The organism is Mycobacterium sp. MOTT36Y, from assembly GCF_000262165.1.
Taxonomy (GTDB): Bacteria; Actinomycetota; Actinomycetes; order Mycobacteriales; family Mycobacteriaceae; genus Mycobacterium; species Mycobacterium intracellulare.
This window is the reverse complement of sequence record NC_017904.1, coordinates 4,354,261-4,380,571: the sequence shown is the minus strand read 5'-3', so window position 1 is coordinate 4,380,571 and position 26,311 is coordinate 4,354,261. Positions and strand designations below refer to the sequence as shown.

At 67.0% G+C, this 26,311-nt stretch carries 20 protein-coding genes and 1 pseudogene; 11 read left to right on the top strand and 10 right to left on the bottom strand.

Annotated features, from left to right (window positions below):
* The first annotated feature begins 9 nt into the window (after positions 1-9).
* Both W7S_RS19895 and nudC read left to right on the top strand, forming a co-directional pair.
* A complete protein-coding gene (locus W7S_RS19895) occupies positions 10-1,080 on the top strand; it encodes a TrkA family potassium uptake protein (protein WP_014712228.1) in 1,071 nt (356 codons plus the stop codon).
* Positions 1,080-2,012, top strand: coding sequence for an NAD(+) diphosphatase (gene nudC / locus W7S_RS19890; RefSeq protein ID WP_014712227.1), 933 nt, complete (start codon positions 1,080-1,082; stop codon positions 2,010-2,012). Before W7S_RS19895 ends, nudC begins: the two co-directional genes overlap by 1 nt.
* An 11-nt stretch (positions 2,013-2,023) precedes the next feature.
* Here nudC and mrx1 read toward each other — a convergent pair whose 3' ends face one another.
* Positions 2,024-2,278 carry a mycoredoxin Mrx1 gene (gene mrx1 / locus W7S_RS19885; RefSeq protein WP_014712226.1) on the bottom strand — a complete coding sequence of 85 codons (255 nt, stop codon included), beginning with the start codon at positions 2,276-2,278 and terminating at the stop codon, positions 2,024-2,026.
* A 196-nt stretch (positions 2,279-2,474) separates the two neighbouring features.
* Between mrx1 and W7S_RS19880 the strand changes: the two genes are divergently transcribed.
* The 3 genes from W7S_RS19880 (at position 2,475) to W7S_RS19870 (ending at position 5,241) form a co-directional block, all read left to right on the top strand.
* Complete coding sequence (locus tag W7S_RS19880) at positions 2,475-4,586, top strand: ATP-dependent DNA helicase UvrD2 (RefSeq protein WP_014712225.1); 2,112 nt, start codon at positions 2,475-2,477, stop codon at positions 4,584-4,586.
* A gap of 99 nt (positions 4,587-4,685) precedes the next feature.
* Complete coding sequence (locus tag W7S_RS19875; RefSeq protein WP_168160308.1) at positions 4,686-4,847, top strand: hypothetical protein; 162 nt, start codon at positions 4,686-4,688, stop codon at positions 4,845-4,847.
* Positions 4,848-4,989: 142 nt separating this feature from the next.
* Entirely contained in the window at positions 4,990-5,241 is a 252-nt protein-coding gene (locus tag W7S_RS19870; protein ID WP_008259632.1) for a WhiB family transcriptional regulator, read from the top strand.
* Here the strand turns inward: W7S_RS19870 and W7S_RS19865 are convergent.
* The 4 genes and pseudogenes from W7S_RS19865 to W7S_RS19850 all read right to left on the bottom strand — a co-directional run bounded on the left by W7S_RS19865 (position 5,238) and on the right by W7S_RS19850 (position 10,031).
* Positions 5,238-6,208 (bottom strand): annotated as a pseudogene (locus W7S_RS19865) (IS481 family transposase). The gene W7S_RS19870 and the pseudogene W7S_RS19865 sit on opposite strands and share 4 nt — an antisense overlap.
* 118 nt (positions 6,209-6,326) lie before the next feature.
* Positions 6,327-7,670: an AarF/ABC1/UbiB kinase family protein gene (locus W7S_RS19860; protein WP_008259631.1), complete on the bottom strand. Its 1,344-nt coding sequence runs from the start codon at positions 7,668-7,670 to the stop codon at positions 6,327-6,329.
* A gap of 81 nt (positions 7,671-7,751) precedes the next feature.
* Positions 7,752-8,567 (bottom strand): cyclodehydratase, encoded by an 816-nt coding sequence (locus W7S_RS19855; protein ID WP_179300182.1) that lies wholly within the window; start codon positions 8,565-8,567, stop codon positions 7,752-7,754.
* Positions 8,568-8,654: 87 nt separating this feature from the next.
* Positions 8,655-10,031, bottom strand: coding sequence for a zinc-dependent metalloprotease (locus tag W7S_RS19850; protein WP_014712224.1), 1,377 nt, complete (start codon positions 10,029-10,031; stop codon positions 8,655-8,657).
* 106 nt (positions 10,032-10,137) lie between these two features.
* Between W7S_RS19850 and W7S_RS19845 the strand changes: the two genes are divergently transcribed.
* On the top strand, positions 10,138-11,160 hold the full coding sequence (locus tag W7S_RS19845) for a PDZ domain-containing protein (protein ID WP_014712223.1): 1,023 nt from the start codon (positions 10,138-10,140) through the stop codon (positions 11,158-11,160).
* A gap of 73 nt (positions 11,161-11,233) precedes the next feature.
* Complete coding sequence (locus W7S_RS19840) at positions 11,234-14,212, top strand: UPF0182 family protein (protein WP_014712222.1); 2,979 nt, start codon at positions 11,234-11,236, stop codon at positions 14,210-14,212.
* Positions 14,213-14,215: 3 nt separating this feature from the next.
* Here W7S_RS19840 and W7S_RS19835 read toward each other — a convergent pair whose 3' ends face one another.
* Positions 14,216-15,196 (bottom strand): GlxA family transcriptional regulator, encoded by a 981-nt coding sequence (locus tag W7S_RS19835; protein ID WP_014385633.1) that lies wholly within the window; start codon positions 15,194-15,196, stop codon positions 14,216-14,218.
* Positions 15,197-15,297: 101 nt separating this feature from the next.
* Between W7S_RS19835 and W7S_RS19830 the strand changes: the two genes are divergently transcribed.
* From W7S_RS19830 to W7S_RS19820, 3 genes are all read left to right on the top strand, one after another.
* Positions 15,298-15,948 (top strand): HD domain-containing protein, encoded by a 651-nt coding sequence (locus W7S_RS19830; RefSeq protein ID WP_009956598.1) that lies wholly within the window; start codon positions 15,298-15,300, stop codon positions 15,946-15,948.
* A gap of 19 nt (positions 15,949-15,967) precedes the next feature.
* Entirely contained in the window at positions 15,968-16,666 is a 699-nt protein-coding gene (locus W7S_RS19825; RefSeq protein WP_014380908.1) for a nitroreductase family protein, read from the top strand.
* Positions 16,667-16,765: 99 nt separating this feature from the next.
* Positions 16,766-17,674, top strand: a complete 909-nt coding sequence (locus W7S_RS19820) for an SDR family oxidoreductase (RefSeq protein ID WP_014712221.1) — start codon at positions 16,766-16,768, stop codon at positions 17,672-17,674.
* Here W7S_RS19820 and W7S_RS19815 read toward each other — a convergent pair.
* Positions 17,665-18,636 (bottom strand): GlxA family transcriptional regulator, encoded by a 972-nt coding sequence (locus W7S_RS19815; RefSeq protein ID WP_009956601.1) that lies wholly within the window; start codon positions 18,634-18,636, stop codon positions 17,665-17,667. The genes W7S_RS19820 and W7S_RS19815 overlap by 10 nt on opposite strands.
* A gap of 275 nt (positions 18,637-18,911) precedes the next feature.
* On the opposite strand from W7S_RS19815, the gene W7S_RS19810 reads away from it, so the two are divergent.
* Entirely contained in the window at positions 18,912-21,701 is a 2,790-nt protein-coding gene (locus tag W7S_RS19810) for a LuxR family transcriptional regulator (RefSeq protein ID WP_080588077.1), read from the top strand.
* 24 nt (positions 21,702-21,725) lie between these two features.
* Here the strand turns inward: W7S_RS19810 and W7S_RS19805 are convergent, their stop codons facing one another.
* From W7S_RS19805 to W7S_RS19795, 3 genes are all read right to left on the bottom strand, one after another.
* A complete protein-coding gene (locus tag W7S_RS19805; protein WP_014385628.1) occupies positions 21,726-23,279 on the bottom strand; it encodes a GMC family oxidoreductase in 1,554 nt (517 codons plus the stop codon).
* Positions 23,280-23,495: 216 nt separating this feature from the next.
* Positions 23,496-24,215 carry a nitroreductase family protein gene (locus W7S_RS19800; RefSeq protein WP_014712220.1) on the bottom strand — a complete coding sequence of 240 codons (720 nt, stop codon included), beginning with the start codon at positions 24,213-24,215 and terminating at the stop codon, positions 23,496-23,498.
* Positions 24,202-25,608 (bottom strand): NAD(P)/FAD-dependent oxidoreductase, encoded by a 1,407-nt coding sequence (locus tag W7S_RS19795; RefSeq protein WP_014380901.1) that lies wholly within the window; start codon positions 25,606-25,608, stop codon positions 24,202-24,204. Before W7S_RS19795 ends, W7S_RS19800 begins: the two co-directional genes overlap by 14 nt.
* Positions 25,609-26,311 lie beyond the last annotated feature (703 nt).

Genomic DNA, 26,311 nt, shown 5'->3' with positions numbered 1-26,311 from the left:
CGGGCCGCCGTGGGCAACGGTAGGTCCCAAAAGCTGAGCGGTCTGGACGAAACGCTGACCGCCCAGCGCGGTCACCAGCTGATCGGCGTGGTGCGCATCCCCGAAGAGCACGCCAGCCCCATTCGGGTCATCACCCGCCGCCTGGCCATCGCCCTGGTGGTGCTGTTCGGCGCGGCCGTCATCGTCTATCTGGACCGCGACGGGTTCCGCGATGTGCGCAACGAGCCGCTGACATTTTTGGACTGCCTGTATTTCTCGGCGGTTTCGCTGTCGACCACCGGCTATGGCGACATCACGCCGTACACCGAAACCGCGCGCCTAGTGCACACCCTGATCTTCACCGCGCTGCGGATCGCGTTCCTGGCCGTGCTGGTCGGCACCACGCTCGAAGTGCTTTCCGAGCGGTCTCGCCAAGGGTGGAAGATTCAGCGTTGGAGGAGCAGAGTGCGCAACCACACCATCGTGATCGGCTATGGCACCAAGGGGAAAACGGCGGTGGCCGCGATCCTCGGCGACGAAACCATCCAGGCGGAGGTGGTCGTCGTCGACACCGATCGCAGCACGCTCGAACACGCCGAGAGCGCGGGTCTGGTCACCGTCCACGGTGACGCCACCAAGGCCGATGTGTTGCGGCTGGCCGGGGCCCAGCACGCCGCGTCCATCATCGTCGCCACCAGCCGCGACGACACCGCGGTGCTGGCGACGCTGACCGCGCGCGAGATCGCGCCCAACGCCAAGATCGTCGCCTCGATCCGGGAGGCCGAAAACCAGCACCTGCTGCAGCAGTCGGGCGCGGACTCGGTCGTGGTCTCGTCGGCGACCGCCGGTCGCCTCCTCGGGCTTGCCACCACGACGCCCAGCGTCGTGGAGATGATCGAGGACCTCCTGACCCCCGACGCCGGGCTCGCCATCGCCGAGCGCGAGGTCGAGCAGAGCGAAGTGGGCGGTTCACCGCGGCACTTGCGCGACATCGTGCTCGGCGTGGTGCGCGACGGGCACCTGTGGCGCATCGACGCCCCGGAGGTGGACGCCGTCGAGGCCAACGACCGCCTGCTCTACATCCGAAGCGTGGGGCATTGATGGCGATCGCGGACTTTCAGCTGCGCAGCGTCCCGTTGCTGTCGCGCGTCGGAGCCGACCGAGCCGATCAGCTGCGCACCGACGTCGAGGCGGCCACCGCGGGCTGGGCCGACGCGGCGCTGCTGCGGGTGGACTCGCGCAATCAGGTGCTGGTTTCCGACGGCCGGGTGGTGCTGGGTGCCGCCGCCGAACTCGGCGACAAGCCGCCGTCGGAGGCGGTGTTTCTGGGGCGCCTCGAGGGTGGCCGCCACGTGTGGGCGATCCGCGGCGCGCTGCAGGCACCGGAGGACCCCGACGCGCGCACCGAGGTGGTGAACTTGCGCAGCCTCGGCCCGATCTTCGACGACACCAGCGGCCAACTGATGTCATCGGCCGTCGCACTGCTGAATTGGCACGAGAAGTCGCGATTCAGCTCGGTGGACGGTTCACCCACACGTCCGGCCCGGGCGGGCTGGTCCCGCGTGAACCCGGTCACCGGGCACGAGGAGTTCCCTCGCATCGACCCGGCGGTGATTTGTCTGGTGCACGACGGCGGCGACCGCGCGGTGCTGGCGCGCCAGGCGGTGTGGCCGGAGCGGATGTTCTCGCTGTTGGCCGGATTCGTCGAGGCCGGTGAGTCTTTCGAGGGGTGCGTGGCTCGGGAGATCCGTGAGGAGATCGGGCTGACCGTGCGCGACGTGCGCTATTTGGGCAGTCAGCCGTGGCCGTTCCCGCGCTCGCTGATGGTCGGCTTCCACGCCGTCGGGGACCCGGCGCAGGACTTTTCGTTCAACGACGGCGAGATCGCCGAGGCGGCGTGGTTCACGCGCGACGAGGTGCGCGAGGCGCTGGCGGCCGGGGACTGGTCGAGTTCCTCGGAGTCGAAACTCCTGCTGCCCGGGTCGATTTCGATCGCGCGGGTGATCATCGAATCCTGGGCCGCGATCGACTGACTGGGCCTGGCTCAGCTACCGGTCTCGGCCAGCTTCGCCTTCACCTGGGCCGCGCTCGGGTTGGTCATGGTCGACCCGTCGGCGAACTTCACCGTCGGGACCGTCCTGTTGCCGCCGTTGACCGAGCTGACGAAGTCAGCGGCCGCCGCGTCGTGCTCGATGTCGACCGCCTCATACGGGATTCCGTTGGACTTGAGCACCGTCATGAGCCGGTGGCAGTAGCCGCACCAGGAGGTCGTGTAGACGGTGAGCGGGGCAGTGGTCATAGCCCGATAACGTAGCCCGGCGACGATGCATTCCGCGCCGGGGGTACCGCCCCCAGCCGCGCAGCGGCGAGGGGGACGGGATGCGGAGGAGTGGGACGCGACGCGCCGGGGCGACACGCCAGGCCATCCGATTCGGGCGTGGCGACGCATCAGCTCGCTCGGCGACTTGTCAGTATGGGAAGCCACTATGGACGCCATGCCGACGGTCGCCGATCCACTGACAGCCGGGCTGGACGACGAGCAGCGCGAGGCCGTGCTGGCTCCGCGCGGCCCGGTCTGCGTGCTGGCCGGCGCCGGAACGGGCAAGACCCGCACCATCACTCACCGGATCGCCCAGCTGGTCGCCGGCGGTCATGTCGCCGCCGGCCAGGTGCTGGCGGTCACGTTCACCCAGCGGGCGGCGGGGGAGATGCGCTCCCGGTTGCGGGCGATCGATGCCGCGGCGGGCACGGGGCCGGCCGTCGGCGCGGTCTCGGCCCTGACCTTTCACGCCGCCGCCCACCGGCAGCTGCGATACTTCTGGCCGCGGGTGGTCGGTGACACCGGGTGGCAGCTGCTGGACAGCAAGTTCGCGGTCGTGGCCCGGGCGGCCAGCCGCACCCGGCTCAACGCCAGCACCGACGACGTGCGCGACTTGGCCGGCGAGATCGAGTGGGCCAAGGCGTCGCTGATTGGCCCCGAGGAATACCCCGCCGCGGTGGCCGCCGCCGGGCGGGACATCCCCCTGGACGCCGCCCAGATCGCCGGCGTCTACGCCGCCTACGAGGCCCTCAAAGCGCGCGGCGAACACGTCACCCTGCTCGATTTCGACGACCTGCTGCTGCACACCGCGGCCGCGATCGAAAACGACCCGGCGGTGGCCGAGGAGTTCCGCGACCGCTACCGCTGCTTCGTGGTCGACGAATACCAGGACGTCACGCCGTTGCAGCAGCGGGTGCTGACGGCCTGGTTGGGCGACCGCGACGACCTGACGGTGGTGGGCGACGCCAACCAGACCATCTACTCGTTCACCGGGGCCTCGCCGCGGTTCCTGCTCGACTTCTCCCGCCGCTTCCCCGACGCCACCGTCGTGCGCCTCGAGCGCGATTACCGGTCCACCCCCCAGGTGGTCTCGCTGGCCAACCAGGTGATCGCCGCGGCGCGCGGGCGGGTCGCCGGCAGCAAGCTGCACCTGGTGGGCCAGCGCCCGCCGGGTCCCGCGCCGACATTCCACGAGCATCCCGACGAGCCGGCCGAGGCCGCCGCGGTCGCGGCGTCGATCGCGCGGCTCATCGAATCCGGCACCCCGCCATCCGAGATCGCCGTGCTGTACCGGGTCAACGCGCAGTCGGAGATCTATGAGGAGGCGCTGACCGAGGCGGGCATCGCCTACCAGGTCCGCGGCGGGGAGGGATTCTTCAATCGCCAGGAGATCAAACAGGCCCTGCTGGCGTTGCATCGGGCCTCAGAACAAGCCACGGAGCGCGGTGCGGAGGGTCCCCTGCCCGACGTCGTCCGCGCGGTGCTGGAACCGCTGGGCCTGACGGCCCAGGAGCCGGTCGGTACCCGCGCCCGCGAGCGCTGGGAGGCCCTGAGCGCGCTGGCCGAACTGGTGGACGACGAAGTCGCCCAACGCCCGCAGCTGGACTTCCCGGGGCTGCTGGCCGAGCTTCGGATGCGCGCCGACGCCCGGCACCCGCCGGTGGTGCAGGGCGTCGCGCTGGCATCGCTGCACGCCGCCAAGGGGCTCGAATGGGACGCGGTGTTCTTGGTCGGGTTGGCCGACGGCACGCTCCCCATCTCACACGCGCTCGCCCACGGCGCCGAGAGCGAGGCGGTCGAGGAGGAACGTCGCCTGCTCTACGTCGGAATCACCAGGGCCCGAACGCATTTGGCGCTCAGCTGGGCGCTGGCCCGCAGCCCGGGCGGGCGCCAGGGGCGCAAGCCGTCGCGGTTCCTCAACGGCATCGCACCCCAGGCGCGGGCGGAGCCGGGGCCGAACAAGTCTCGGCGCAACCGGGCCACCGCGACCCGCTGCCGGATCTGCAACAACAACCTGACGACCCCGGCGGCCGTCATGCTGCGCCGCTGCGAGACCTGCGCGGCCGACATCGACGAGGACCTGCTGCTCCGGCTCAAGGCGTGGCGGCTGGACGTCGCCAAGGAACAGAAGGTGCCCGCCTACGTCGTCTTCACCGACAACACGCTGATCGCCATCGCCGAGCTGCGGCCCGACGACGACGAGGCGCTGATCGCGATTCCCGGCATCGGCGCGCGCAAGCTGGAACAGTACGGCCCCGACGTGCTGGAGCTGGTTCGCGGTCGCTGACCGCCAAACGCGCAGGTCAGAAAATCGGTTGTGACGACGACGGTGACCGTTTACCCTCGATACCGCGACTCGGCACTACGGACGAAGGAGGTGGCCGCGATGCTCAGCGACGCGTTCGGTGTAGGCGTGGCCCGCGCGGAGCTGTCCGCGGGTACCTCCCATGCCGCACACGCCGCCGTGTCGGCGGCCGCGCGTAAGCATCGCGCCGCCGCCGCGACCGACGCGTCCGTAGGAGTCGGGGGCCCACCGAAGGCAACGTAAGCAGCAGCCCCGGTTTTCACCCAGATGGCCACGGACCCGAAGTCAAGGATCCGTGGCCATAGTTATCGGTCGGCAACGAAGCGACCTGGTCCGGATCACCGCTCAAGGACAGCAACCCAGACCAGGAAGTAGGTGGTAGGACATGTCGGCACGGATAGCCCCCAGGCCGGACCTGCCGTGTCACGCCGGCGATCCCGATCTCTGGTTCGCCGAAGCGCCGGCCGATCTCGAACGCGCCAAGTCGCTGTGCGTCGATTGCCCGGTGCGCCGCCAGTGCCTGGCGGCCGCGCTGGAACGGGCCGAGCCCTGGGGCGTGTGGGGCGGCGAGATCTTCGACCGCGGTTCGGTGTTGAGCTTCAAACGACCCCGCGGCCGCCCCCGCAAGGCGGCCTAGCTGTTCTTCACTGGCAGGTTGTGAACGCGTAGGCGGTCGATGGGTGTTTTTCCGCCGATGCCGGTGTGGGGTCGATGGTGATTGTAGTAGTGCAGCCAGTCCTGATAAGTCGCCGCGCGGTCGGCATCAGACAGGTAAGTCTGCGCGTAGGCCCATTCGCTGGCCAGGGTGCGGTTGAACCGCTCGACTTTCCCGTTGGTCTGAGGACGGTACGGGCGGGTGCGTTTGTGGGTGATCTTCGCGCTGAGAGAATCAGTGAAAGCCTTTGACCGATAACAGTTTCCGTTGTCAGTCAACACACGCCTGACGGTGATCCCGTGATCGACGAAAAACCCGTTAGCCCGCAACCAGAACCCGGCTGCGGTGTCTTTGCGTTCGTCGGTGAGGATCTCGGAGTAGGCCAGCCGCGAATGATCATCGACGGCATGGTGCAAAAACGCATACCCCACACCGCTGCGGTTACGTCGACCGGCTTGCCGTCCCAGTTTGCGGTGCCCGCCACCGTCGGGGATGCGGCCCAGCTTCTTGATGTCGAGGTGGACCAGGTCCCCGGGTGCGGATGCTCATAACGGCGCGGTTTGGCCCGGCGCACCGGCAGCCCACTGGCCTGGTCGAGATGGCGCAGCAACGGCATGCGGTAACGGCGCAGCACCGCCTCCACCGTCGAGCGGGCCAGCCGCAGGTAGGCGGCGATGCGATGCGGGCCCCAGCGCCGCGTGAAGCGCACCTTGATGATCCGCCGCTCCCGACGCTGAGAAAGCCGACCTGGACTGCGATGTGGGCGACTGGAGCGGTCGACCATGGCCTCAGGCCCGCCGGCACGGTAACGGTCGGCCCATTTCTTGGTCGTGGCCGTCGAGCACTGGAACCGCTCAGCGGCTCGGGCATACGTCCAACCGTCATCGACGACACAACGAGCAAGCCGCAACCGGCCACGTGGGGTCAAACAGGCATTAGCGTGGGACATGAGGACCTCTCGGTAATCGGGGTGTATGTGGTAACCACACCGATACCGGAGGTCCTCACCTACTTCCGCTCACCACGCCGTTCACAACCTGTCGAAGAGTTACACCTAGCGCGCGAGACTAGACGACCGCGTTGTCGGGTTCGGCGAACCCGGGCACCAGCTCTTCGGACAGCGCCTTGATCGGCACGTGGGCGTCCAGCTGACACAGGATCGCGGCCACCGACATGATCACCCGCATCGGGATCACCAGCTTGGGCGGCAGGTCCATCTGCCGGGCCGTGCGGATCTGCGACACGGACCGGTCGATCTCGATGGCCGACATCTTCTGCAGCCACTTGCGGGTGTAGTGGAAGACCTCGACCTCGACCGGTTCGACGTACTGGCGCAGCATGTCGTCGATGTCGCGCACCGACACCTGCTGGCCCTTCTGGATGAACCCGGCCTTCTCCATCGTCGGCAACAGCAGGTCGTAGTTCTTGTCGCGGGCCAGCCGGATGCTCATCCCGAGCTCGATCGGCAGGCCGCCGGGCAGCGGCGCGACGGCGCCGAAGTCGATGACGCCCATGCGGCCGTCGTCGAGCAGCATGAAATTGCCCGGGTGGGCGTCGCCGTGCAGCATCTCCAGCCGGCGCGGCGCGTCGAACGTGAGCTCGAGCAGGCGGGTGCCGACCAGATCGCGCTGCTCGGTGGTGCCGTGGCGGATGATCTCGGCCATCGGGATGCCCTGCATCCACTCCTGGATCACCACTTTCGGTGCGCTGGCCACGATGCGCGGCACCGCGAAGTGCGGGTGGTCGTGATACGCCTTGGCGAACGCGCGCTGGTTCTCGGCCTCGAGCCGGTAGTCCAGTTCCATCTCGGTGCGCTCGATCAACTCGTCGACCACGCCCTGGATGTCGGCGCCCGGCGCGAGCTGCTTGAACACCCCGACCAGCCGCTGCATGGTCTTGAGGTCGGCCCGCAGCGCCTCGTCGGCCCCGGGGTACTGGATCTTGACCGCCACCTCGCGGCCGTCGGACCACACGCCCTTGTGCACCTGGCCGATACTCGCCGAGGCCACCGGGGTGTCGTCGAACGAACTGAACCGCTCGCGCCACTTGGTGCCCAGTTGGGCGTCGAGCACCCGGTGCACCTTGGCCGCCGGCAGCGGCGGGGCGTCCTTTTGCAGCTTGGTCAACGCTTCGCGGTAGGGCTCGCCGAACTCCTCGGGAATCGCGGCCTCGAGCACCGACAGGGCCTGGCCCACCTTCATCGCGCCGCCCTTGAGCTCACCCAGGACGGTGAACAACTGGTGGGCGGCCTTTTCCAGAAGCTCGGCCTGGACCTCGTCCCTGGACTTGCCGGTCAGCCGCTTACCGAATCCGAGCGCTGCCCGACCGGCGAATCCGACCGGAATGCTGGCCAGCTTGGCGTTACGCGCAGCCCGGCCCCGTTTGATGTCTGCCACGTAACCATCATCCATGATGGCCCACGCGATGTGGAGAGAAGCCGACAACGCTTGTTGTCAACTCGCGTCGCCGCAGGTCAGCGCACGGGACCGCCCTCAGCAGGCGCACAACGGGTGCTTGACCCACTGCCGCGCGACGATCGCGCCGGCGTGCAGATCGAATTCCAGCGTCGCGTTCAGCGTCTGGGGCGGTTCGGGCTCGGACGCCGCGCCCTGGCCGCGCACGGCCGCGATCACCCGGTTCACCTGAGACAGCGCCAGCGCCGCGGTCGCCAGCACGGTGGCCCGGTCGGCGACGCCGACGGTTTCCCGCAGCTGCGCACAGATCGCCGGCCACGCCGCGTCGCGGTCGCTGCGGTGCAGGTCCGCGCAGCCCAGGCAGCTCGTCACCCCGGGGATCACCAGCGGACCCACCAGCCCGATGCCGTCGCGCACCCGCACCAACAGATGCGCGACGCCCTGGTCGTGCAGATCGCGCACCATGCGCGGGTCGGCGACGAGGTAGTCCGACAACACCACCAGGTCGACGTCGCCGGCCGACACCGCCGCGTGCGGTTGGCTGCTGTGCGCGATCCGGGCGCCCGAGCAGCGCAACGATTCCACGAGCAACTCCGAGAGCGGCCCGCGGCCGTGCACCCGCACCGACGGCGCCCGGCCGCGCGGTCGCCCGCATTCGGTCGCCACCCCGGCCCGAACCAGTTGCGCCACCAGGCTTCTCAGGCCCTCGGTGTCGGTCAGGCCACGGTCAAGCGCCCGTCGCTGCAACTCCGGCAGCGGGGTCGGCGACGACATGGTCCGCAACAGCGTGGCCAGCTCGGCGGCGGCCAAACCGCCCGGAGGACGTACCAGCACCGCGCGACGGGGATCCCAGCCGACCTGCACCGCGCCGTCGGGGCGCAGCAGCACCGGCATCGCCGGGTCCAGCGCGTAGGTGGACAGCGCGGCCTGGCACTGCTGAGTCACCGCGCAACTGTGCCACGGCGGGGGCGACGGCCCCGTTCAGTTGTCCACAGGGCCGTCGGAGTCGGGGTCCTCGCGCTCGAGTTTGGCGATCGCCTCGTCGATGCCGCTGGTGTCACCACCGATGACACGATCGATGAAACCGGCGGGCTCATCGAGGTCCTCGGCGTCAGGCAGCAGGTCGGGGTGCTGCCAGATGCCGTCGCGGGTGTCGACCCCGGCGGCCTGCGTCAGGCGCTCCCAGAACGCGGCGGCTTCACGCATCTTCCGCGGCCGCAGCTCCAGCCCGACCAGCGTCGCGAAGGTCTGCTCGGCCGGGCCGCCGCTGGCCCGGCGCCGGCGCAGCGTCTCGCCGAGCGCGCCCGCGCCGGGAATCCGGTCGCCCAGCGCGGCGGCCACCACCACCTGCACCCACCCTTCGATCAGTGCGAGCAACGTCTCCAGGCGCTCCAGCGCCTGCGTCTGCGCGGGCGTGGCCTTGGGCTCGAAAACGCCTTGCCCCAACAGGTTTTCGATCGCCGCCGGATCCGACAGCGACGCCGGATTGAAGTCGCGGGCCAGCTCCTCGATTCCCGACATGTCGATCTGCATGCCCATCGCGTAGGCCTCGACCGCTCCCAGCAATTGGCTCGACAGCCACGGGACGTGGCTGAACAGCCGGTGGTGGGCGGCCTCGCGCGCGGCCAAAAAGGTCAGGATCTCGCTGCGCGGACGCTCGAGCCCGGTGGTGAACGACTCGACGGCGTCGGGCATGATCGCCGCAATTCCCTTGGGCCCCAACGGTAAACCGATATCGGTCGACGTCAGCACCTCCCGGGACAACCGCCCCAGCGCCTGCCCGAGCTGCGAACCGAACGCCATGCCGCCCATCTGCGACATCATCTGCAGCAGCGGGCCGGCCATGCTCTTGGCTTCCTCGGGGAGCGACGCCGCCCACACCGTCGAGATCTGTTGGGCCATCGGGTCACACAGCCGCTTCCACGTCTCCAATGTGTTGTCGACCCAGTCGGCGGGAGTCCATCCCACCGCCTTGGCGGTGCCCGCGGGCAGCGCCGTCGCTCCGTCCAGCCAGGTTTCGGCCAGGTGCACCGCGTCGGCGATCGCCGAATTCGTCGTATCCGGCACCGGCGCCACGAAGCCGATCGAGTTCGAGGCGACGCGCCGCGCCAGTTCGTAATTGACCGGCCCCGAAGCCGTTCCGCCGGGTCCGACGGCTCCGGCGCTGCTGAACATCTGACCCAGCTGGGTGAAGATCTGGCCCAGGTCACCCATGCCGAAGTCCCCGCTCATGCCGAACGCGGCGAACGGGTCGGACGGGTTCGACCCCGAGTCGGGATCTTTTTTCCCGTGTTTGTCGGGGTCCTCCCCGGGGGAGAAGCCGAACGGCAGGTCAGCCATGACCCCAACGGTACTCACCGTGGGATCGGAAGGCGCGCGACGGCGGGTCAGCTTGTAGCTGAACCTCGCACCGGGGGCCTTGCAGCCGAATGACCGGCGGCGCGCTCCGTCTAGTGTATTCGGCGTGAACAGGCGCATCCTGACCCTGATGGTCGCGCTGGTGCCGATCGTGGTGTTCGGTGTGTTGCTGGCGGTGGTGACGGTGCCGTTCGTGTCGCTGGGTCCCGGCCCCACCTTCGACACGCTCGGCGAGGTCGACGGCAAGCAGGTGGTGGCGATCCAGGGCACCCTGACGCATCCGACCACCGGTCACCTGAACATGACGACGGTGTCCCAGCGCGACGATCTGACGCTGGGCGAGGCGCTGACGCTCTGGCTTTCGGACACCGAACAGCTGGTGCCGCGCGACATCATCTATCCGCCCGGCAAGTCGCGGGAGGAAGTGGACAAGGCCAACAGCGCCGACTTCAAGCAATCCGAGGACAGCGCCGAATACGCGGCGTTGGGTTATCTGAAGTACCCGTCGGCGGTGACGGTGGCGAAGGTCCCCGAACCCGGTCCCTCGGCGGGCAAGCTGAAGGCCGGCGACGCCATCGACGCGGTCAACGGCACCCCGGTCGCGACCGTCGACGCCTTCACCGGGCTGCTGAAGAACACCAAACCCGGTCAGACCGTGACGATCGACTACCGCCGCAAGAACGAACCCGGCGGTGTGGCGCAGATCACGCTGGGCTCCAACAAGGACCGCGACTACGGCTACGTGGGCGTCGCGGTGCTCGACGCGCCGTGGGCGCCGTTCGTCGTGGACTTCAATCTCGCCAACATCGGCGGCCCGTCCGCCGGACTGATGTTCAGCCTGGCCGTGGTCGACAAGCTGACCACCGGTGGCCTGGCCGGGTCGAATTTCATCGCGGGAACCGGGACCATCACCGCCGACGGCAAGGTCGGCCAGATCGGCGGCATCACCCACAAGATGGTCGCCGCGCACGCGGCCGGGGCGACGGTGTTCCTGGTGCCGGCGAAGAACTGCTACGAGGCCAGTTCGGACAATCCGTCCGGCCTGCGGCTGGTCAAGGTCGAGACGCTCAGCCAGGCGGTAGATGCGCTGCACGCGATCACGTCCGGTGGGCAGCCGCCGAGTTGCTAGGCAAGCGCGGGATCGCCGGTTGTGCAGTGCGTAGAGTTGTCACCGTCTAGCAATCGATCAGGGAGCGTAGCCAGTGGGGATGCGGCCCACCGCAAGAATGCCGAAGCTGACTCGGCGTAGCCGGATTCTGATCCTGATCGCACTGGGTGTGATCGCTCTGCTGCTGGCGGGCCCGCGGCTGATCGACGCCTACGTCGACTGGCTGTGGTTCGGCGAGCTCGGCTACCGGTCGGTGTTTTCCACCGTGCTCGTCACCCGATTCGTGGTCTTTCTGATCGCGGGCCTGCTGGTGGGCGGCATCGTGTTCGCCGGGCTCGCGGTGGCCTACCGCACCCGACCGGTGTTCGTGCCGAGCAACGACAACGATCCGGTGGCGCGCTACCGCGCCCTGGTCCTTTCCCGGCTGCGGCTGGTAAGCGCCGGCGTCCCGGTGGCGATCGGCTTGCTGGCCGGCATCATCGCCCAAAGCTATTGGGTGCGGATCCAGTTGTTCCTGCACGGCGGCGACTTCGGCATCAAGGACCCGCAGTTCGGCAAGGACCTCGGCTTCTACGCGTTCGAGTTGCCGTTCTACCGGCTGCTGCTGTCCTACCTATTCGTGGCGGTGTTCCTGGCGTTCGTGGCCAACCTGTTGGCCCACTACATCTTTGGCGGCATTCGGCTGTCGGGACGCACCGGCGCGCTGAGCCGGTCGGCGCGGATCCAGCTGGTCACCCTGGTCGGTCTGTTGGTGTTGCTCAAGGCGGTCGCCTACTGGCTGGACCGCTACGAGCTGTTGTCGCACACCCGCGGCGGCAAGCCCTTCACCGGCGCCGGATACACCGACATCAACGCCGTGCTGCCGGCGAAGCTGATCCTCATGGCGATCGCGCTCATCTGCGCGGGCGCGGTGTTCTCCGCGGTCGTCCTGCGGGACTTGAGGATTCCCGCGATCGGCCTGGTCCTGTTGCTGCTGTCGTCGTTGATCGTGGGCGCCGGCTGGCCGTTGATCGTCGAGCAGATCAGCGTCAAACCCAATGCCGCGCAAAAGGAAAGCGAATACATCAGCCGCAGCATCGCCGCGACGCGGCAAGCCTACGGCCTGACCGCCGACGTGGTCACCTACCGCAACTACACCGGCGACGCGCAGGCCACCGCCCAGCAGGTCGCCGACGACCGCGCCACCACCTCCAACATCCGGCTGCTCGACCCGACGATCGTCAGCCCGGCGTTCACCCAGTTCCAGCAGGGCAAGAACTTCTACTACTTCCCCGACCAGCTCTCCATCGACCGCTACCTGGACCGCAACGGGTCGCTGCGGGACTACGTCGTGGCGGCCCGCGAACTCAACCCCGACCGCCTCATCGACAACCAGCGCGACTGGATCAACCGGCACTCGGTCTACACCCACGGCAACGGGTTCATCGCGTCACCGGCCAACACGGTGCGCGGAATCGCCAACGACCCCAACCAAAACGGCGGCTACCCCGAATTCCTGGTCAACGTCGTCGGCGCCAACGGCAACGTGGTGTCCGACGGTCCCGCGCCGCTCGACCAGCCGCGCGTCTACTACGGGCCGGTCATCTCCAACACGGCCGCGGACTACGCGATCGTCGGGCGCAACGGCGCCGACCGCGAATACGACTACGAGACCAGCAACGAAACCAAGAACTACACCTACACCGGACTCGGCGGCGTACCCCTCGGCGACTGGCTGTCGCGCAGCGTGTTCGCCGCCAAGTTCGCCGAGCGGAACTTCTTGTTCTCCAACGTGATCGGCTCGAACAGCAAGATCCTGTTCAACCGTGACCCGGCGCGTCGGGTGGAGGCGGTGGCGCCGTGGCTGACCACCGACAGCGCCGTCTACCCGGCGATCGTCAACAAGCGACTGGTGTGGATCATCGACGGCTACACCACACTGGACAACTACCCGTATTCCGAACTCACGTCGCTGGAGTCGGCGACCGCGGACTCCAACGAGGTGGCGTTCAACAGGCTCGCACCCGACAAGCGGGTCTCCTACATCCGCAACTCGGTGAAGGCGACCGTCGACGCCTACGACGGCACCGTCAGCCTGTATCAGCAAGACGAGCAGGATCCGGTGCTCAAGGCGTGGATGCGGGTGTTCCCCGGAACCGTCAAGCCCAAGAGCGACATCACCCCCGAGCTGGCCGAGCACCTGCGCTATCCCGAGGACCTGTTCAAGGTGCAGCGGATGCTGCTGGCGAAGTATCACGTCAACGACCCGGTGACGTTCTTCTCCACGTCGGACTTCTGGGACGTGCCGCTGGACCCGAACCCGACCGCCAGCAGCTATCAGCCGCCGTATTACATCGTCGCGAAAAACATTGCGAAGAACGACAATTCGTCGTCGTATCAGTTGACCAGCGCGATGAACAGGTTCAAGCGCGACTATCTCGCCGCCTACATCAGCGCCAGCTCCGACCCGGCGACGTACGGGCGGATCACCGTGCTGACCATCCCGGGCCAGGTCAACGGGCCCAAGCTGGCCAACAACGCGATCACCACCGACCCGGTGGTGTCCCAGGACCTTGGGGTGATCGGGCGCGACAACCAGAACCGGATCCGGTGGGGCAACCTGCTCACGTTGCCCGTGGGGCAGGGCGGGCTGCTCTACGTCGAACCCGTGTACGCCTCCCCGGGGGCCAGCGACGCCGCGTCGTCCTACCCGCGGCTGATCCGGGTGGCGATGATGTACAACGACAAGATCGGGTACGGCCCGACCGTGCGCGACGCGCTCACCGGGCTGTTCGGCCCCGGCGCGGGGGCGGCGGCGACGGGCATTCAGCCCACCGAGGCGGGGACCCCGGCGAATCCGCCGCCCAGCGCGCCGGCGCCCGCCGCGACGCCGGGATCGCCGCCGCCCGCGGCCGTCCCGCCGGCGCCGGACGGGTCGGTGGCGCTGTCACCGGCCAAAGCGGCTGTGCTGCAAGAGATCCAGGCTGCGATCGGCGCGGCCAAGGACGCGCAGAAGAAGGGCGATTTCGCCGGTTACGGCGCGGCGCTGCAGCGATTGGACGACGCGATCACCAAGTACAACAACACCAAATAGCGTTCAGGCGTAGGCGGTTCGGAACCTGTCCCGATAGGCCTTCGGGCTGATGCCCAGGTGATTGACGAACGCGCGTCGCAGCGTCTCGATGCTGCCGAAGCCGGCCATGCCCGCGGTCTCGGTGACCGATCGGCCGGCCTCGAGCGCGTTACGGGCGAAGTCGACGCGAACCAGTTCGACGTAGCGCGCCGGTGTCATCCCCAGCTCGGATTGAAAGAGCCGGGTCAGCTGGCGGGTGCTCAACGATGCCAGGGCCGCAAGCTTTTTCACGCTGTAGTCGGCGCCGGGGTCCGCCGCGACCGCCTCGGTGACCGCGCGCAGCGGCGACTGCGGCGGGGGATCGGCCTCGACCAGCACCGAGAACTGTGATTGGCCGCCGGCCCGTTTCAGATAGACGACCAGCCACCGGGCGACGTCGCGCACCAGTTCGGTCCCGTGATCCATTTCGACCAGTGCCAGCGCCAGGTCGATACCCGAGGAAATCCCCGCCGAGGTGAACACGTCGCCGTCGCGCACGAAGATCGCGTCGGGCTCGACGGTGACGTCCCGGAAGGCGCGGGCCAACAACCGGGCGTCGTGCCAGTGCGTGGTGGCGCGCCGGCCGTCGAGCAGGCCGGCCTGCGCGAGGATGAACGACCCCGTGCAGATGGACGCCATCCGCCCGGTCCGCGCGGCGACCGACCTGACGGCCTCGACCAGCGCCGGATCGATCGGTCGCCCGGGCAGGTGGTCGCTGCCGGCCACCAGGACGATATCGGCGGAGTCGATGGCCGACAGGCAATCGGTGACCCCCAACCGGGTCCCGATCGAGCTCGTCACGTCGCGGCCGTCCACCGACGCGATCTTGAGCCGGTAGTCGGCGCCGAAGCGGTTGGCCTCGACGAAGACCTCACCCGCCCCCGCGACGTCGAGCAGCGTCACCCCGTCGAAGACGACGATGACCACCACCCGCGAATGCTTTCCCTCGTGCGCCACGTCAGCCATTGTGTCGCTTTTTGAGGAGTTGACGGCTCAAACGAGCGGCGTCGGATCGACCGGACCGTCGCACACTGGGCACAACCGTCGCCGCAGAAGGAGACACGACCATGACCACCAGCTCGATCGACGCCATCGCCGGCATCCACGTGCCCGACACCGCGCTGGCGCGCGAGGTCACCGAATTCATTCGCGACACCGAAGACGAGTTGCTGTTCAACCATTCCCGGCGGGTGTTCTTCTTCGGCGCCCTGCAGGGCCTGCGCCGCGGGATCCACCCCAACCTGGAACTGCTCTACGCCGCCGCGATGTTTCACGACGTCGGCCTGACCGACCACTACCGCAACTCAACCGTCCGCTTCGAGGTCGACGGCGCCAACGCGGCGCGGGACTTCCTGATGGACGCCGGCGCCGACAAGGCGGACGCCGACACCGTGTGGCTCGGCATCGCCCTGCACACGACGCCCGGCGTGCCCGAGTTCCTGGCGCCCGAAGTCGCGCTGCTGCAGGCCGGTGTGGAGGTCGACGTGGTCGGCGTCGGGCGCGAGCAGCTGGCTCCCGAGGCGCTCGCCGCGGTGACCGCCGCCCACCCGCGCCCCGATTTCAAGAACCGCATCCTGGCGGCGTTCAACGACGGCATGAAGCACCGCCCGCACACCACGGCCGGCACCATGAACGCCGACGTCCTGGCGCACTTCGATCCCAAGTTCGAGCGCGTCGACTTCGTCGACAAGATCCTGCACAACAGCTGGCCAGAATAGCCCGGAAGGGAGTAGACAGATGGACATCCACGAGGCGCTGTACACCACCAGGATGATGCGGCGGCTGCGGCCGGATCCGGTTCCGCTGGACACGCAGGCCCGCATCCTCGACGCGGCCATTCGCGCCCCCAACGGGGCCAACACCCAACGCTGGCACTTTGTCGCCGTCGACGATCCGGCGCTCATCGGTGAGTTCGCCCAACTGTTCCGGCGGGCCCGCGCCCTCGAATACGAGAAGTTCGGGGCGGGGACGGGACCGATGGTGGCGCCCGCGCCCGGTGCCGACGCGGCCGCCCACGCCGAGACGATGCGCCGAATCAAGGGGTCGGGGGACTACCTGGCCGACCATTTCGAAGAGATTCCCTTGCTGCTCTTCGTCTTCGCGATCGACGACCTCGGTGGAGCCAACATCTTCCCGGCGATCTGGAGCGTGCTGCTGGCCGCCCGCGCCGAGGGCGTCGGCGGCGTCATGACCATGGTGCTCCGCAACTTCGAGGACAGGGTCAACGAGTTACTGGGCGTCCCCGTCGAGGAGGGCTGGACGATGTCGGCCATGCTGGCCCTCGGCTACCCGCGGGGCAAATGGGGTGTCGCGGCCAATCGGCATCCCGTGCACGAGGTTTCATCCCGAAACGGCTGGAACACGCCGTTCGGTGTCGAAGTGCCGCAACCGCTTTGGCCGCCGCAGGACACGGCGAGCCTGCCCGCGGCAGGATGAATCGGCCGTGCGGGCCAACGCGGCGTCCGGGAAGTCCAGAGGGACGAGAACTAGCCATCGGCGGATGCGATCACCCGATAGGCTAGTCAAGCTTTCCATATGGGTCGCGACGTCATCGTGGTCACCGGTGCATCAAGCGGGTTCGGCCGCCTCAGCGCGGAAGCGCTGGCGTTAGCCGGCCACAGGGTTTATGCGTCGATGCGGGACACGGACGGCCGCAACGCGTCTCAGGTTGAGACGATCGGCTACTTCGCGAAGGACAATGGCGTCGAGCTGCGGGCTGTGGAAATGGACGTGCAGTCGCAGACTTCGGTGGATGCCGCGATTGAAAGGATCTTCGAGGCCAACGGGCGGATCGACGTGGTGGTTCACAACGCGGGACAGATGGTGTTCGGCCCGGCCGAGGCGTTTCAACCGCAACAGTTGGCAGAGCTCTATGACGTGAACGTGCTGAGCACGCAGCGCGTCAACCGCGTGATCCTGCCGCACATGCGACGGCAACGGCAAGGCCTCCTGGTGTGGGTATCGAGCAGCAGTGCGGCCGGCGGCACGCCACCCTATCTCGCCCCCTACTTTGCGGCGAAGGCCGCGATGGATGCGTTGGCCGTGGCTTACGCCCGGGAGCTCGCGCGGTGGGGCATCGAGACGACCATCATCGTTCCCGGCGCGTTCACCAGCGGCACCAACCACTTCGCACGTGCCGGCTCACCCGCTGATGAGGCGGTGGTCGACGAGTATGAGGGCGGACCGTACGCGGGGTTCGCCGCCCGCATTCGTGAGGCCGTTGCAGCGATCGTGCCTCCGGATGCCGATGCATCCACAGTGGCCGAAGCCGTCGTCAACGTGGTGCAAGAACCCTTTGGGCAGCGTCCTTTTCGGGTCCATATCGACCCTGCCGATGATGGCGCGGAGGTCGGCTTCGCCGTGCTCGACAGGCTCAGGGCCGAGATGCTCCACCGCATCGGGATGCACGACCTGTTGCAGCCGGCCCGGTTGTTTCAGTCGTAGGAGGTGCGGAAACGATCCCGATAGGCGCTGGGGGTGATGCCCAGGCGGCTGAGAAAAACCCGCCTGAGTGTTTCTGTGCTCCCAAAGCCCGCTACCCGTGCGGTCTCGGCAACGGTCCGGCCGGCTTCGAGTGCGGCACGAGCGAAATCGACGCGAACCAACTCGACATAACGTGCCGGCGTCAAACCCAACTCGGACTGAAACAGTCTGGACAATTGGCGCGTACTCAAAGATGCCTGAGCCGCAAGCTTTTTCACGCTGTGGTCGGCACCTGGATCCGCGTTGACGGCATCGGTAACCGCCCTGAGTGGAGAATCCGGCGGAGGGTCGGCCTCCACCATGACGGAGAATTGCGATTGTCCGCCAGCGCGTTTGAGATATACCACCAACGACCGGGCGACCTTACGGACCAACTCGGCTCCATAATCCGCCTCCACCAACGTCAACGCGAGATCAATGCCCGACGACACTCCCGCCGAGGTGAATACATCTCCGTCGCGGACAAAGATCGCATCCGGTTCGACGCTCACCTCGGGGAAGATGCGGGCCAACCGCCCGGTATGCCGCCAGTGCGTGGTCGCCCGCTTGCCGTTGAGCAGGCCCGCCTGCGCCAGGATGAACGAACCCGTGCAAACGGATGCCAAGCGCCGGGTCCGGCCCGGGACGGTCTTGAGTGCTTCGATGAGAGCGGGATCGATCGGCCGCCCGATCAGCGTGTCACCGCCCGCGACCATGACGGTGTCGACGGATTCGAGGGCCGAGAGGGGACACGTCACAGCGAATCGGGTGCCGATCGACGTGGTCACATCGCGTCCGTCTACCGATGCGATTTCGAGCGAATAGCGTGCGCCGAACCGATTGGCTTCGGCGAACACCTCGGCGGGACCCGCAACGTCCAACAGTTTCACGCCGTCGAAGACGACGATCACCACCACACGAGTTGTTGCGTTGGCCTCCGCCATACGCCCATCGTGTCGCGCCGGCGACGACGAGTACAAGCCGGAGGATGTCACAACGTGTGGATCGGCGACACGAACGGCGATCACCTGAGAAACGCTGCCGGATAAGTGGCGGCGTGCGCGACGCTGGACTCACACTGCGACAAAGAAATTCACCCGGCGCGGAACCTGGGGGCTCAAGCTCTTGTCAGCGCGTGACATCATCGTGAACGACGCCTGGCGCCCGAACAGCATCCTTTGGCCAGCGGGTGGCTGACCACGCGACTATTCTCGACACCGTGGACCCGGTGTCGCCGCCACGGAATGGTGGTGGCCTGATAGGCCGGCACGCGGAATGTGTTGCGCTGGAACAGCTTCTCACCCGCGTACGCGCCGGTGAGAGTCGTGTTCTGGTACTTCATGGAGAGCCGGGTGTCGGCAAGACGGCCTTGCTGGACTACGTCGGTGAACGGGCCGCCGGCTGTCGCGTCATCCGTGCCAGCGGGGTCGAGTCGGAGATGGAGCTGGCCTACGCCGCGGTGCACCAGTTGTGCGCGGCGATGCTCGATCGTCTCGACTATCTGCCGGTGCCGCAACGCGACGCTTTGAGCACGGCATTGGGTCAAACGATAGGTCCCGCACCGGACCGCCTTCTCGTCGGGTTGGCGGTGTTGAACATGTTCTCCAGCATGGCTGAGGTCGAGCCGCTCGTTTGTTTGGTCGACGATCTGCAGTGGCTCGACCAGGCCTCGTCGCAGACGCTCGTATTTGTCGCCCGGCGGTTGGCCGCTGAATCTGTGGGTTTGGTCCTCACGACGCGGGTTGTGAACCCCGAGCTGAAAAAGCTCCCGACGCTGGAGGTCAACGGGCTCACGGAAACGGACGCGCGAGCTTTATTGGAGACGGTTTTGGCCACGCCGCTGGATGCGCGGGTGCGCGACCAGATCATCGCCGAGACTCGCGGCAATCCACTGGCGCTGCTCGAATTGCCCCGTAGTCTCGCGGGGCGAGAACTGGCCGGCGGGTTCGGGTTACCAGGGGCGCCGCGGCTGTCAGCGGCGATGGAGCAAAGTTTCCGCCGCGGGGTGGAGGCCTTGCCCGATCAGAGCCGTCGATTGTTGGTGTTGGCGGCGGCGGAGCCGCTCGGCGACCCGGGGCTGCTGTGGCGCGCCGCCGCACGTTTGGAGATCCGTGCGCAGGCCGCCACCCCGGCGATCGAGGCGGGCTTGGCGGAATTCGGTGCGCGGGTGCGTTTCCGCCATCCGCTGGCACGCTCAGCCGCCTACCGGGCGGCCCCGTTGCACATCAGACAGCAGGTACACGCCGCGCTGGCCGAGGTGACCGACCCGGACTCCGATCCTGACCGGCGCGCATGGCATCGCGCACATGCTGCGCCAGGTCCGGACGAGGACGTCGCCGCCGAGTTGGAGCGTTCGGCAGGGCGGGCGCGGGCCCGTGGCGGCATGGCGGCCGCGGCCGCCTTTCACGAGCGGGCGACGATGTTGACCCTCGATCCGGCCCTTCGCGTCGAGCGCGCTCTGGTTGCCGCGGCATCGAAAGCCGACGCCGGCGCGTTCGACTCGACGCTGGATCTGCTTGCCATGGCCGAGCGCGGACCGCTCAGCGAACTGCAGCATGCTCGGGCGGACCTCATTCGTGCCCAGTTGGCATACGCCACGAACCGGGGCGGCGATGCTCCGCTCCTGCTGCTTCGGGCGGCGCGGCGCCTCGAGCCGATTGACGCCAGACTGGCCCGGGAGACGTACCTCGACGCGATTTCCGCCGCTGAGTTCGCAGGCCGTCTCGCCAGTCCGGGGGGTCACGTACTCGAGGTAGCAAGGGCTGCGACCGCGGCCCCCCGATCGGCGGAGCTGCCACGCGCTCCCGATCTCGTGCTTAACGGGCTGGCGGCGAATTTCATCGAGGGGTATTCGGCCGCGGTGCCATACCTGCGTGCGGCGCTGGACGCCACGGGAACCGGTATGTCGGTTGATGACGAGCTTCGCTGGATGTGGCTGACTAGCCAAGCGGCACTGCACCTTTGGGATGACGCACACTGGGACAGGCTCTCGCAACGTTACCTCACGTTGGCACGTAAGACGGGCGCGATGAACGCGCTTCCGCTCGCCCTGAGCACACGGGCGATGTTGCTGACGTTCGTTGGCGATCTGACGGCTGTGAGCGTGCTGGTCGAAGAGCAGCACACGGTGACAGAGGCCACGGGAAGCAACCTCGCGCCGTACGCCGCCATGACCCTGGCCTCGATCCGCGGCCATCAAGCAGACGCGGAGGCGCTCATCTCGCGGACCGTTGCAGAAGCCCCTCAACGGGGAGAAGGCATCTCGATCGCCGTGGCCGAGTGGACGAAAGCCCTGCTTCATAACGGCCTCGGCAACTACGCGGAAGCACTGGCGGCCGCCCGCCGCGGGCTCGAGCAACAGGAGTATCCCAGCCTTCGTTACCCGGGGGTGGCCAACTGGGCCGCGGCAGAGTTTGTCGAGGCCGCCGTGCGAAGCGGAATGCGCGAAGAGGCAACCCAAGCGATGGAGTGGATCACCGAGATGACCAGCGCTTCCCGCACCGGATGGGCGCTCGGTGTGGAGACGCGCTGCCGTGCGCTGCTGGCCGACGGTGAGGCCGCCGAGCTGCTGTACCGAGAGTCGATCGCACACTACGGGCACAGTCGTGTCCGTGCCGAGCTCGCCCGCACGCATCTGCTCTACGGTGAATGGCTGCGGCGGGGGCGCCGGCGCACGGAGGCGCGGACGCAGCTGCGTATCGCGCACGAAATGCTCGACGCGATGGGGATGGAGGCATTCGCTGAACGGGCCCGACGTGAGCTGCAGGCCACCGGTGAGACCGCACGAAAGCGCACTGCCGGTGTCGACGGTGAAAAGCTGACGGCGCAGGAAACTCAGGTCGCGCGGCTGGCTCGGGACGGCTTGTCGAATCCGGAGATCGGCGCCCGGTTGTTCATCAGCCCCAGAACCGTCCAGTACCACCTTCGCAAGGTGTTCACCAAGCTCGATATCAGCTCGCGCAGTCAACTTGACCGGGTCTTGCCGACAGATCGTCCAGGTTCAGGGTGACAAACAGATGCCCAAGCGCCGGCGTCAGAGTCCGTGCGCCGTTTTGAGGATGTCGCTGGCGCGCTCACCGATGACGACACAGGGCGCCATGGTGTTGCCGGTGGTGATCCGAGGCATGATTGAGGCGTCTGCAATCCGAAGCCCTTCTATGCCATGAACTTTGAGGTTCGAGTCGACCACAGACATGCTGTCGCGTCCCATCTTCGCCGTGCAGCTTTGGTGGAAATAGCATTCGGCCCCATAGCGGATGAACTGTTCGAGCTCGGCACGTGTGAGATCGCCCGGCATGACCTCGCGCTTGTTGAAACGCCGAAGTACTGTCGAGTTGCCGATCTCACGGGCGAGATCCACGCAGGCGATGGCGGCCGCGAGGTCGTCGTGGTGTGCCAGCATGTTGTCTTCGACCGACACCGGGTCGCATGGCCTTGCTCCGGTAATCCGGACTCGGCCAGAGCTTTTCGGGCGCAGCACCCCGGCGCACGCCGTCCACCCGTGCTCGGGCAGGCCATAAGCGGCAGCGTTCGCGCTGCTGGACAACGGAACTTCGCCGAAGCAGATCTGCAGGTCGGGTGCCTCCAGGTTCTGGTCGCTCTTCCAGAACACCCCGGCGCCCCCGGCGTTGTTCCGTGGCTCGAGTGGCTCGCGGAATTCCCACACGCAGTCGATCCGTGGATGGCTCTGATAGTTTCTGCCGACGCCCGGAAGATGCGCCACGACGGGAATTCCGAAGCGCCGCAGCTCGTCAGCGTCGCCGATACCGGAGTGCATGAGGACTTTTGGCGTGTTGATGGCCCCAAGCGAGACAACTACCTCGTGTGCCGCGACGACCTGGTGCGTCCGATCGTTGTGCGAGAACTCGACCGCCGTAGCCCGGTTTCGGCCGACGACCAACCGAGTCACCGTCGCACCGGTGAGGACTGTCATGTTCGGGCGGTGCAGGTGCGGATGAACGTAGGAGCGATACACGGACTGCCGCAGCCCGTTTCGCAATGTCACGTCCAAGAGCGCTGCGCCGCCGCCGCGGTCCATCATGGCGCCGTTGTTGCTCGGATAGCTCGGGATCCCCAGCGAGCGAGCAGCCTCGACGATGGCCGGAGCGATCGGATTGGGGTCGGGCGGGGACGTCACGGACATGGGGCCCCCGGTGCCGCGGGCGGAGACTGCCGGCCCGTGCCAATCCTCAATGCGACGGTAGATGTCAAGCACCGATTCATAGCCCCAGGCTTCGTCACCCGCCTGGGTTGCGAAGTAGTCCCAGTCGCTTCGATGTCCCCGAGCCCACACCATCACGTTGATGCTCGACCCCCCGCCGAGCACCTTCCCCATCGACAGCAGCACCGATCTGCCCTTGAGATGGGCGCTCGGCTGCGAGACGAAACACCAGTCACGCTCGCTACCCAAGTTCAGCGGCCACTGCGTGGGATCGTGGACTGCCGAAACATCATCGGTTTCACCGGCCTCGAGCAAAAGCACCGTAACGTCCGGATTCTCCGAAAGCCGACCGGCGACGACCGATCCAGAAGACCCTGACCCACAGATCACGAAGTCGTAGCGCGCGGCAACCTCGGGTGCCGGCATTGGTGTCGAAGTCATCTGACGCGGGCTTCGACGACGCTGAAATCCGTTGTAGTGTCGGCTTTCCGGACCATCCGGAACCCGGTTTGGCCGAGCAGCCGCTGATGCCCGTTCACAGGGCGTCCACGCGCGTCGTCGTGGCGTCGAGCGAAAATGCCCTTGCTGAAGTGATCACGCAATCTCCCCGATTTGATCGATGTGGAATGGAATCCTTGGCTCTCAACACCGGGAGTCGGGATTCACCTGCCGCAACCGATTGCCCAGGATTGGTTCGTCGCTACCGGGCCACAGTGGTCGCGGCACGTCGGTGCCGAAAGAAGCGCCCCAACGGTTACGAGATGAGACTTCGTGCACCGGGCGGCGATTGGCGGCAACGTCCCACCTGCCGAGTGGATACCCGAACGCCACCATGGCCGACATCGTCCACCCCTGCTCGATCGGCACCCCCAAGAGCTCATTCACCGCATCTGGGAAATAGCGAAGCAAAGTTGTCATGGCACCGCCGACGCCTTCGGCGCGGGCGGCCAGCAGCGCGCTCCAGATGGCGGGAAAGATGTTGGCACCGCCGTGGTCGTCGATCGCGAAAACAAAGAGCAATAGCGGTGTCTCGTCGAAATGATCGGCCAGGTAGTCGCCCGAGCGGATGACGCGACGCAGCGTGTCGGCGTGCGCGGTGGGATCCAGGCCGGGCGCGGGCGCGGCCATTGTCCCTGTCCTGAATTCTTCGTGCTCTTTCTCGCGGCCGCGGCGGTACAACTCACCCAGCGAGCGCTTGAGCGCGGGATCGTCGACCGCGAGGAAATGCCAGCGCTGGGTGTTGCCGCCGTTGGGCGCACGGATCGCCGCATCAAGTATGCGGGCCTGCGTGCCCAGGGGTATCGGGTCCGGCCGCATGCGGCGCATCGTTCTGGTCGTGTAGAGCGCTTCATAGATGTCCATTGACCTGTTCCTCTTTGCAGGGCTGGGCGCTGACGTGCGTTTTGTCCTTGGTCGCCCGCCTCGACTTCGTCATGACACGCAACACCATCGAGGGGCGCAGCAGGCGCGACGGACGGTCGACCATGCCAATCAGCCGCATGAATTGCTGGACGACGACGGGGTCGGTTTCCGCGGCTGCCATAACCCGACGGAGGTACGCGTTTGTTATTCGCATGGACAAAGGCCGCGGCCCCTGGATTTGAGGAAGCGTTAGGTCTGCCCCGACGGCGGCCTGCCAAGCGGTCCGGATCTCCCTGGCGGCCGCTCGGAAATACCGCCGCTGAAGGTCGCGGTCGCCGCGCTCAAGGCACGTGCGCAGGATGAGCGCCTCGACAGCGGCGATCGACATTCCTTGCCCGTAAACTGGATTGAAGCTGCACATGGCGTCGCCGATGACGATCAAACCCTGAGGCATCGCCGTCAACTTGTCGTATCGGCGCCACCGATTCGCTGGAAAGCGATGCTGACGCAGCGGTCCGAGTGGTTCGGCGCGACGCACGGCTTCAACGACATGCGCGGGCGCGACTTCTGCCAAGCGGGCCAGCAGCGAGTCGTGGTCGGAGGGCGGCTGGCCTCCCGCCATCATCTGCATTCCAACCATGTAGGTGTCGTTTTCGCCGGCGAACATTGCGAATCCCGTTGGCCGGCCGGGCAATGCGCCACTGACAGCCATGTATTCGCGCAACGTTCCAGGTGGCACGTGCAACAACGTGCTCGCGTAGGCGGCATGCACCATCAGCTCATCTTCGTGGGGGCGACGGTAGCCGAGATCGTCGAGGAATACCGGGGTCCGCGAACCGCGTCCTGTGGCGTCGACCACCAGATCGGCGGCCAAGATTCTTTCCGCACCTGAGTCACGCTGTGCGGTCACGACACCCGTAATCCGGTTACGGGCCGGAGTCGAAGTCAGTCTCACCGCATCGTGGCCAACGAGGAACTCGATATTGGGAATGTGGCGTGCTCTGCGTCCGATGCACCACTCGAGTAGGGGCCTATTGACGTAGTACTTGATCACCGTCTCGGGATCCGGGATGGTGCCGGATTGCAGAAATTTGTGCCCAGCGAACGACATCCAGATTCGCGATAGGTCACCGTCCTTCCACACTCGCGCTCCCATCGCCACCAACTCATCGAGGAGCCCGGGGAACAGCTCCTCCATGGTCTGCGTGGCGCGAACTTGGGGAATGTGCGGACTGGGGCCATGGGGCACTCCGCGGCGGGCCACTGGGCGTTCGGGCAGAACGTCTCGTTCCACCACGGTCACCGTGGTGTAGTAGTCAGCCAGAACACGGGCGGCCATCAGGCCGGCGATGCTTCCCCCCAGAACGACTGCGGTTTCGCCGAATTCAGGCACACTGAGTCTCCTTCTGATCCGTTTTTGTCGGCGGACGACGCGCGAGGACTAACAGCTGATTGCGAAGGCGGCCATCATCAGCAAGACCGTGGCGAGGCCGTGCAGGACAAGTTGTCGTAAAACGACATCCCGGCCAAGCGAGTCGTCCAATTCGGTCGACCGCGAATAATCCGGGATCACAAAGCGATAGCGCTCTGAGCCGAATCTCGTTCTCGTGCTTCGGTGTGTGTTCATGCCCATCTTCATCGACTGAGGCGGTCAGCCGAGCCCGCCGGGCCGAAGTCGTATTGAACGCAATGTGTGGGAGGCTTGACGAACATGGGAAGCTCGCCGAATGTTGCCGCCCACAACATGGCGCTTGCGAACACCAGCGATAGCGCGACAAAGCTGTGAAAGCATGCTTGCCCTGCAATGCTCGTCACGGACGGCAGGGGCAGGGGGCGGTGCTCCGGAAATCGAGCGTTCGGTCTCGCTTGAGACTTGGCCGATTTCTCCGCCGTGACCGTGGATGCCGCTTGGGCGTCCAACCGATTGACATCCATCGTGTTCCTCCGCGTGTAAAACGAAACGTCCGGACGTGTCTACCGCGACAGGTGGGTCACTGGCGTGTCTGCGGCGCGTACCTTGTGCACGAGACACGCACCGATTTCGGGAATGTCGTGCGTAGCCGGACGATGTCGCTATCTGTGGGAAACGTGTCCCA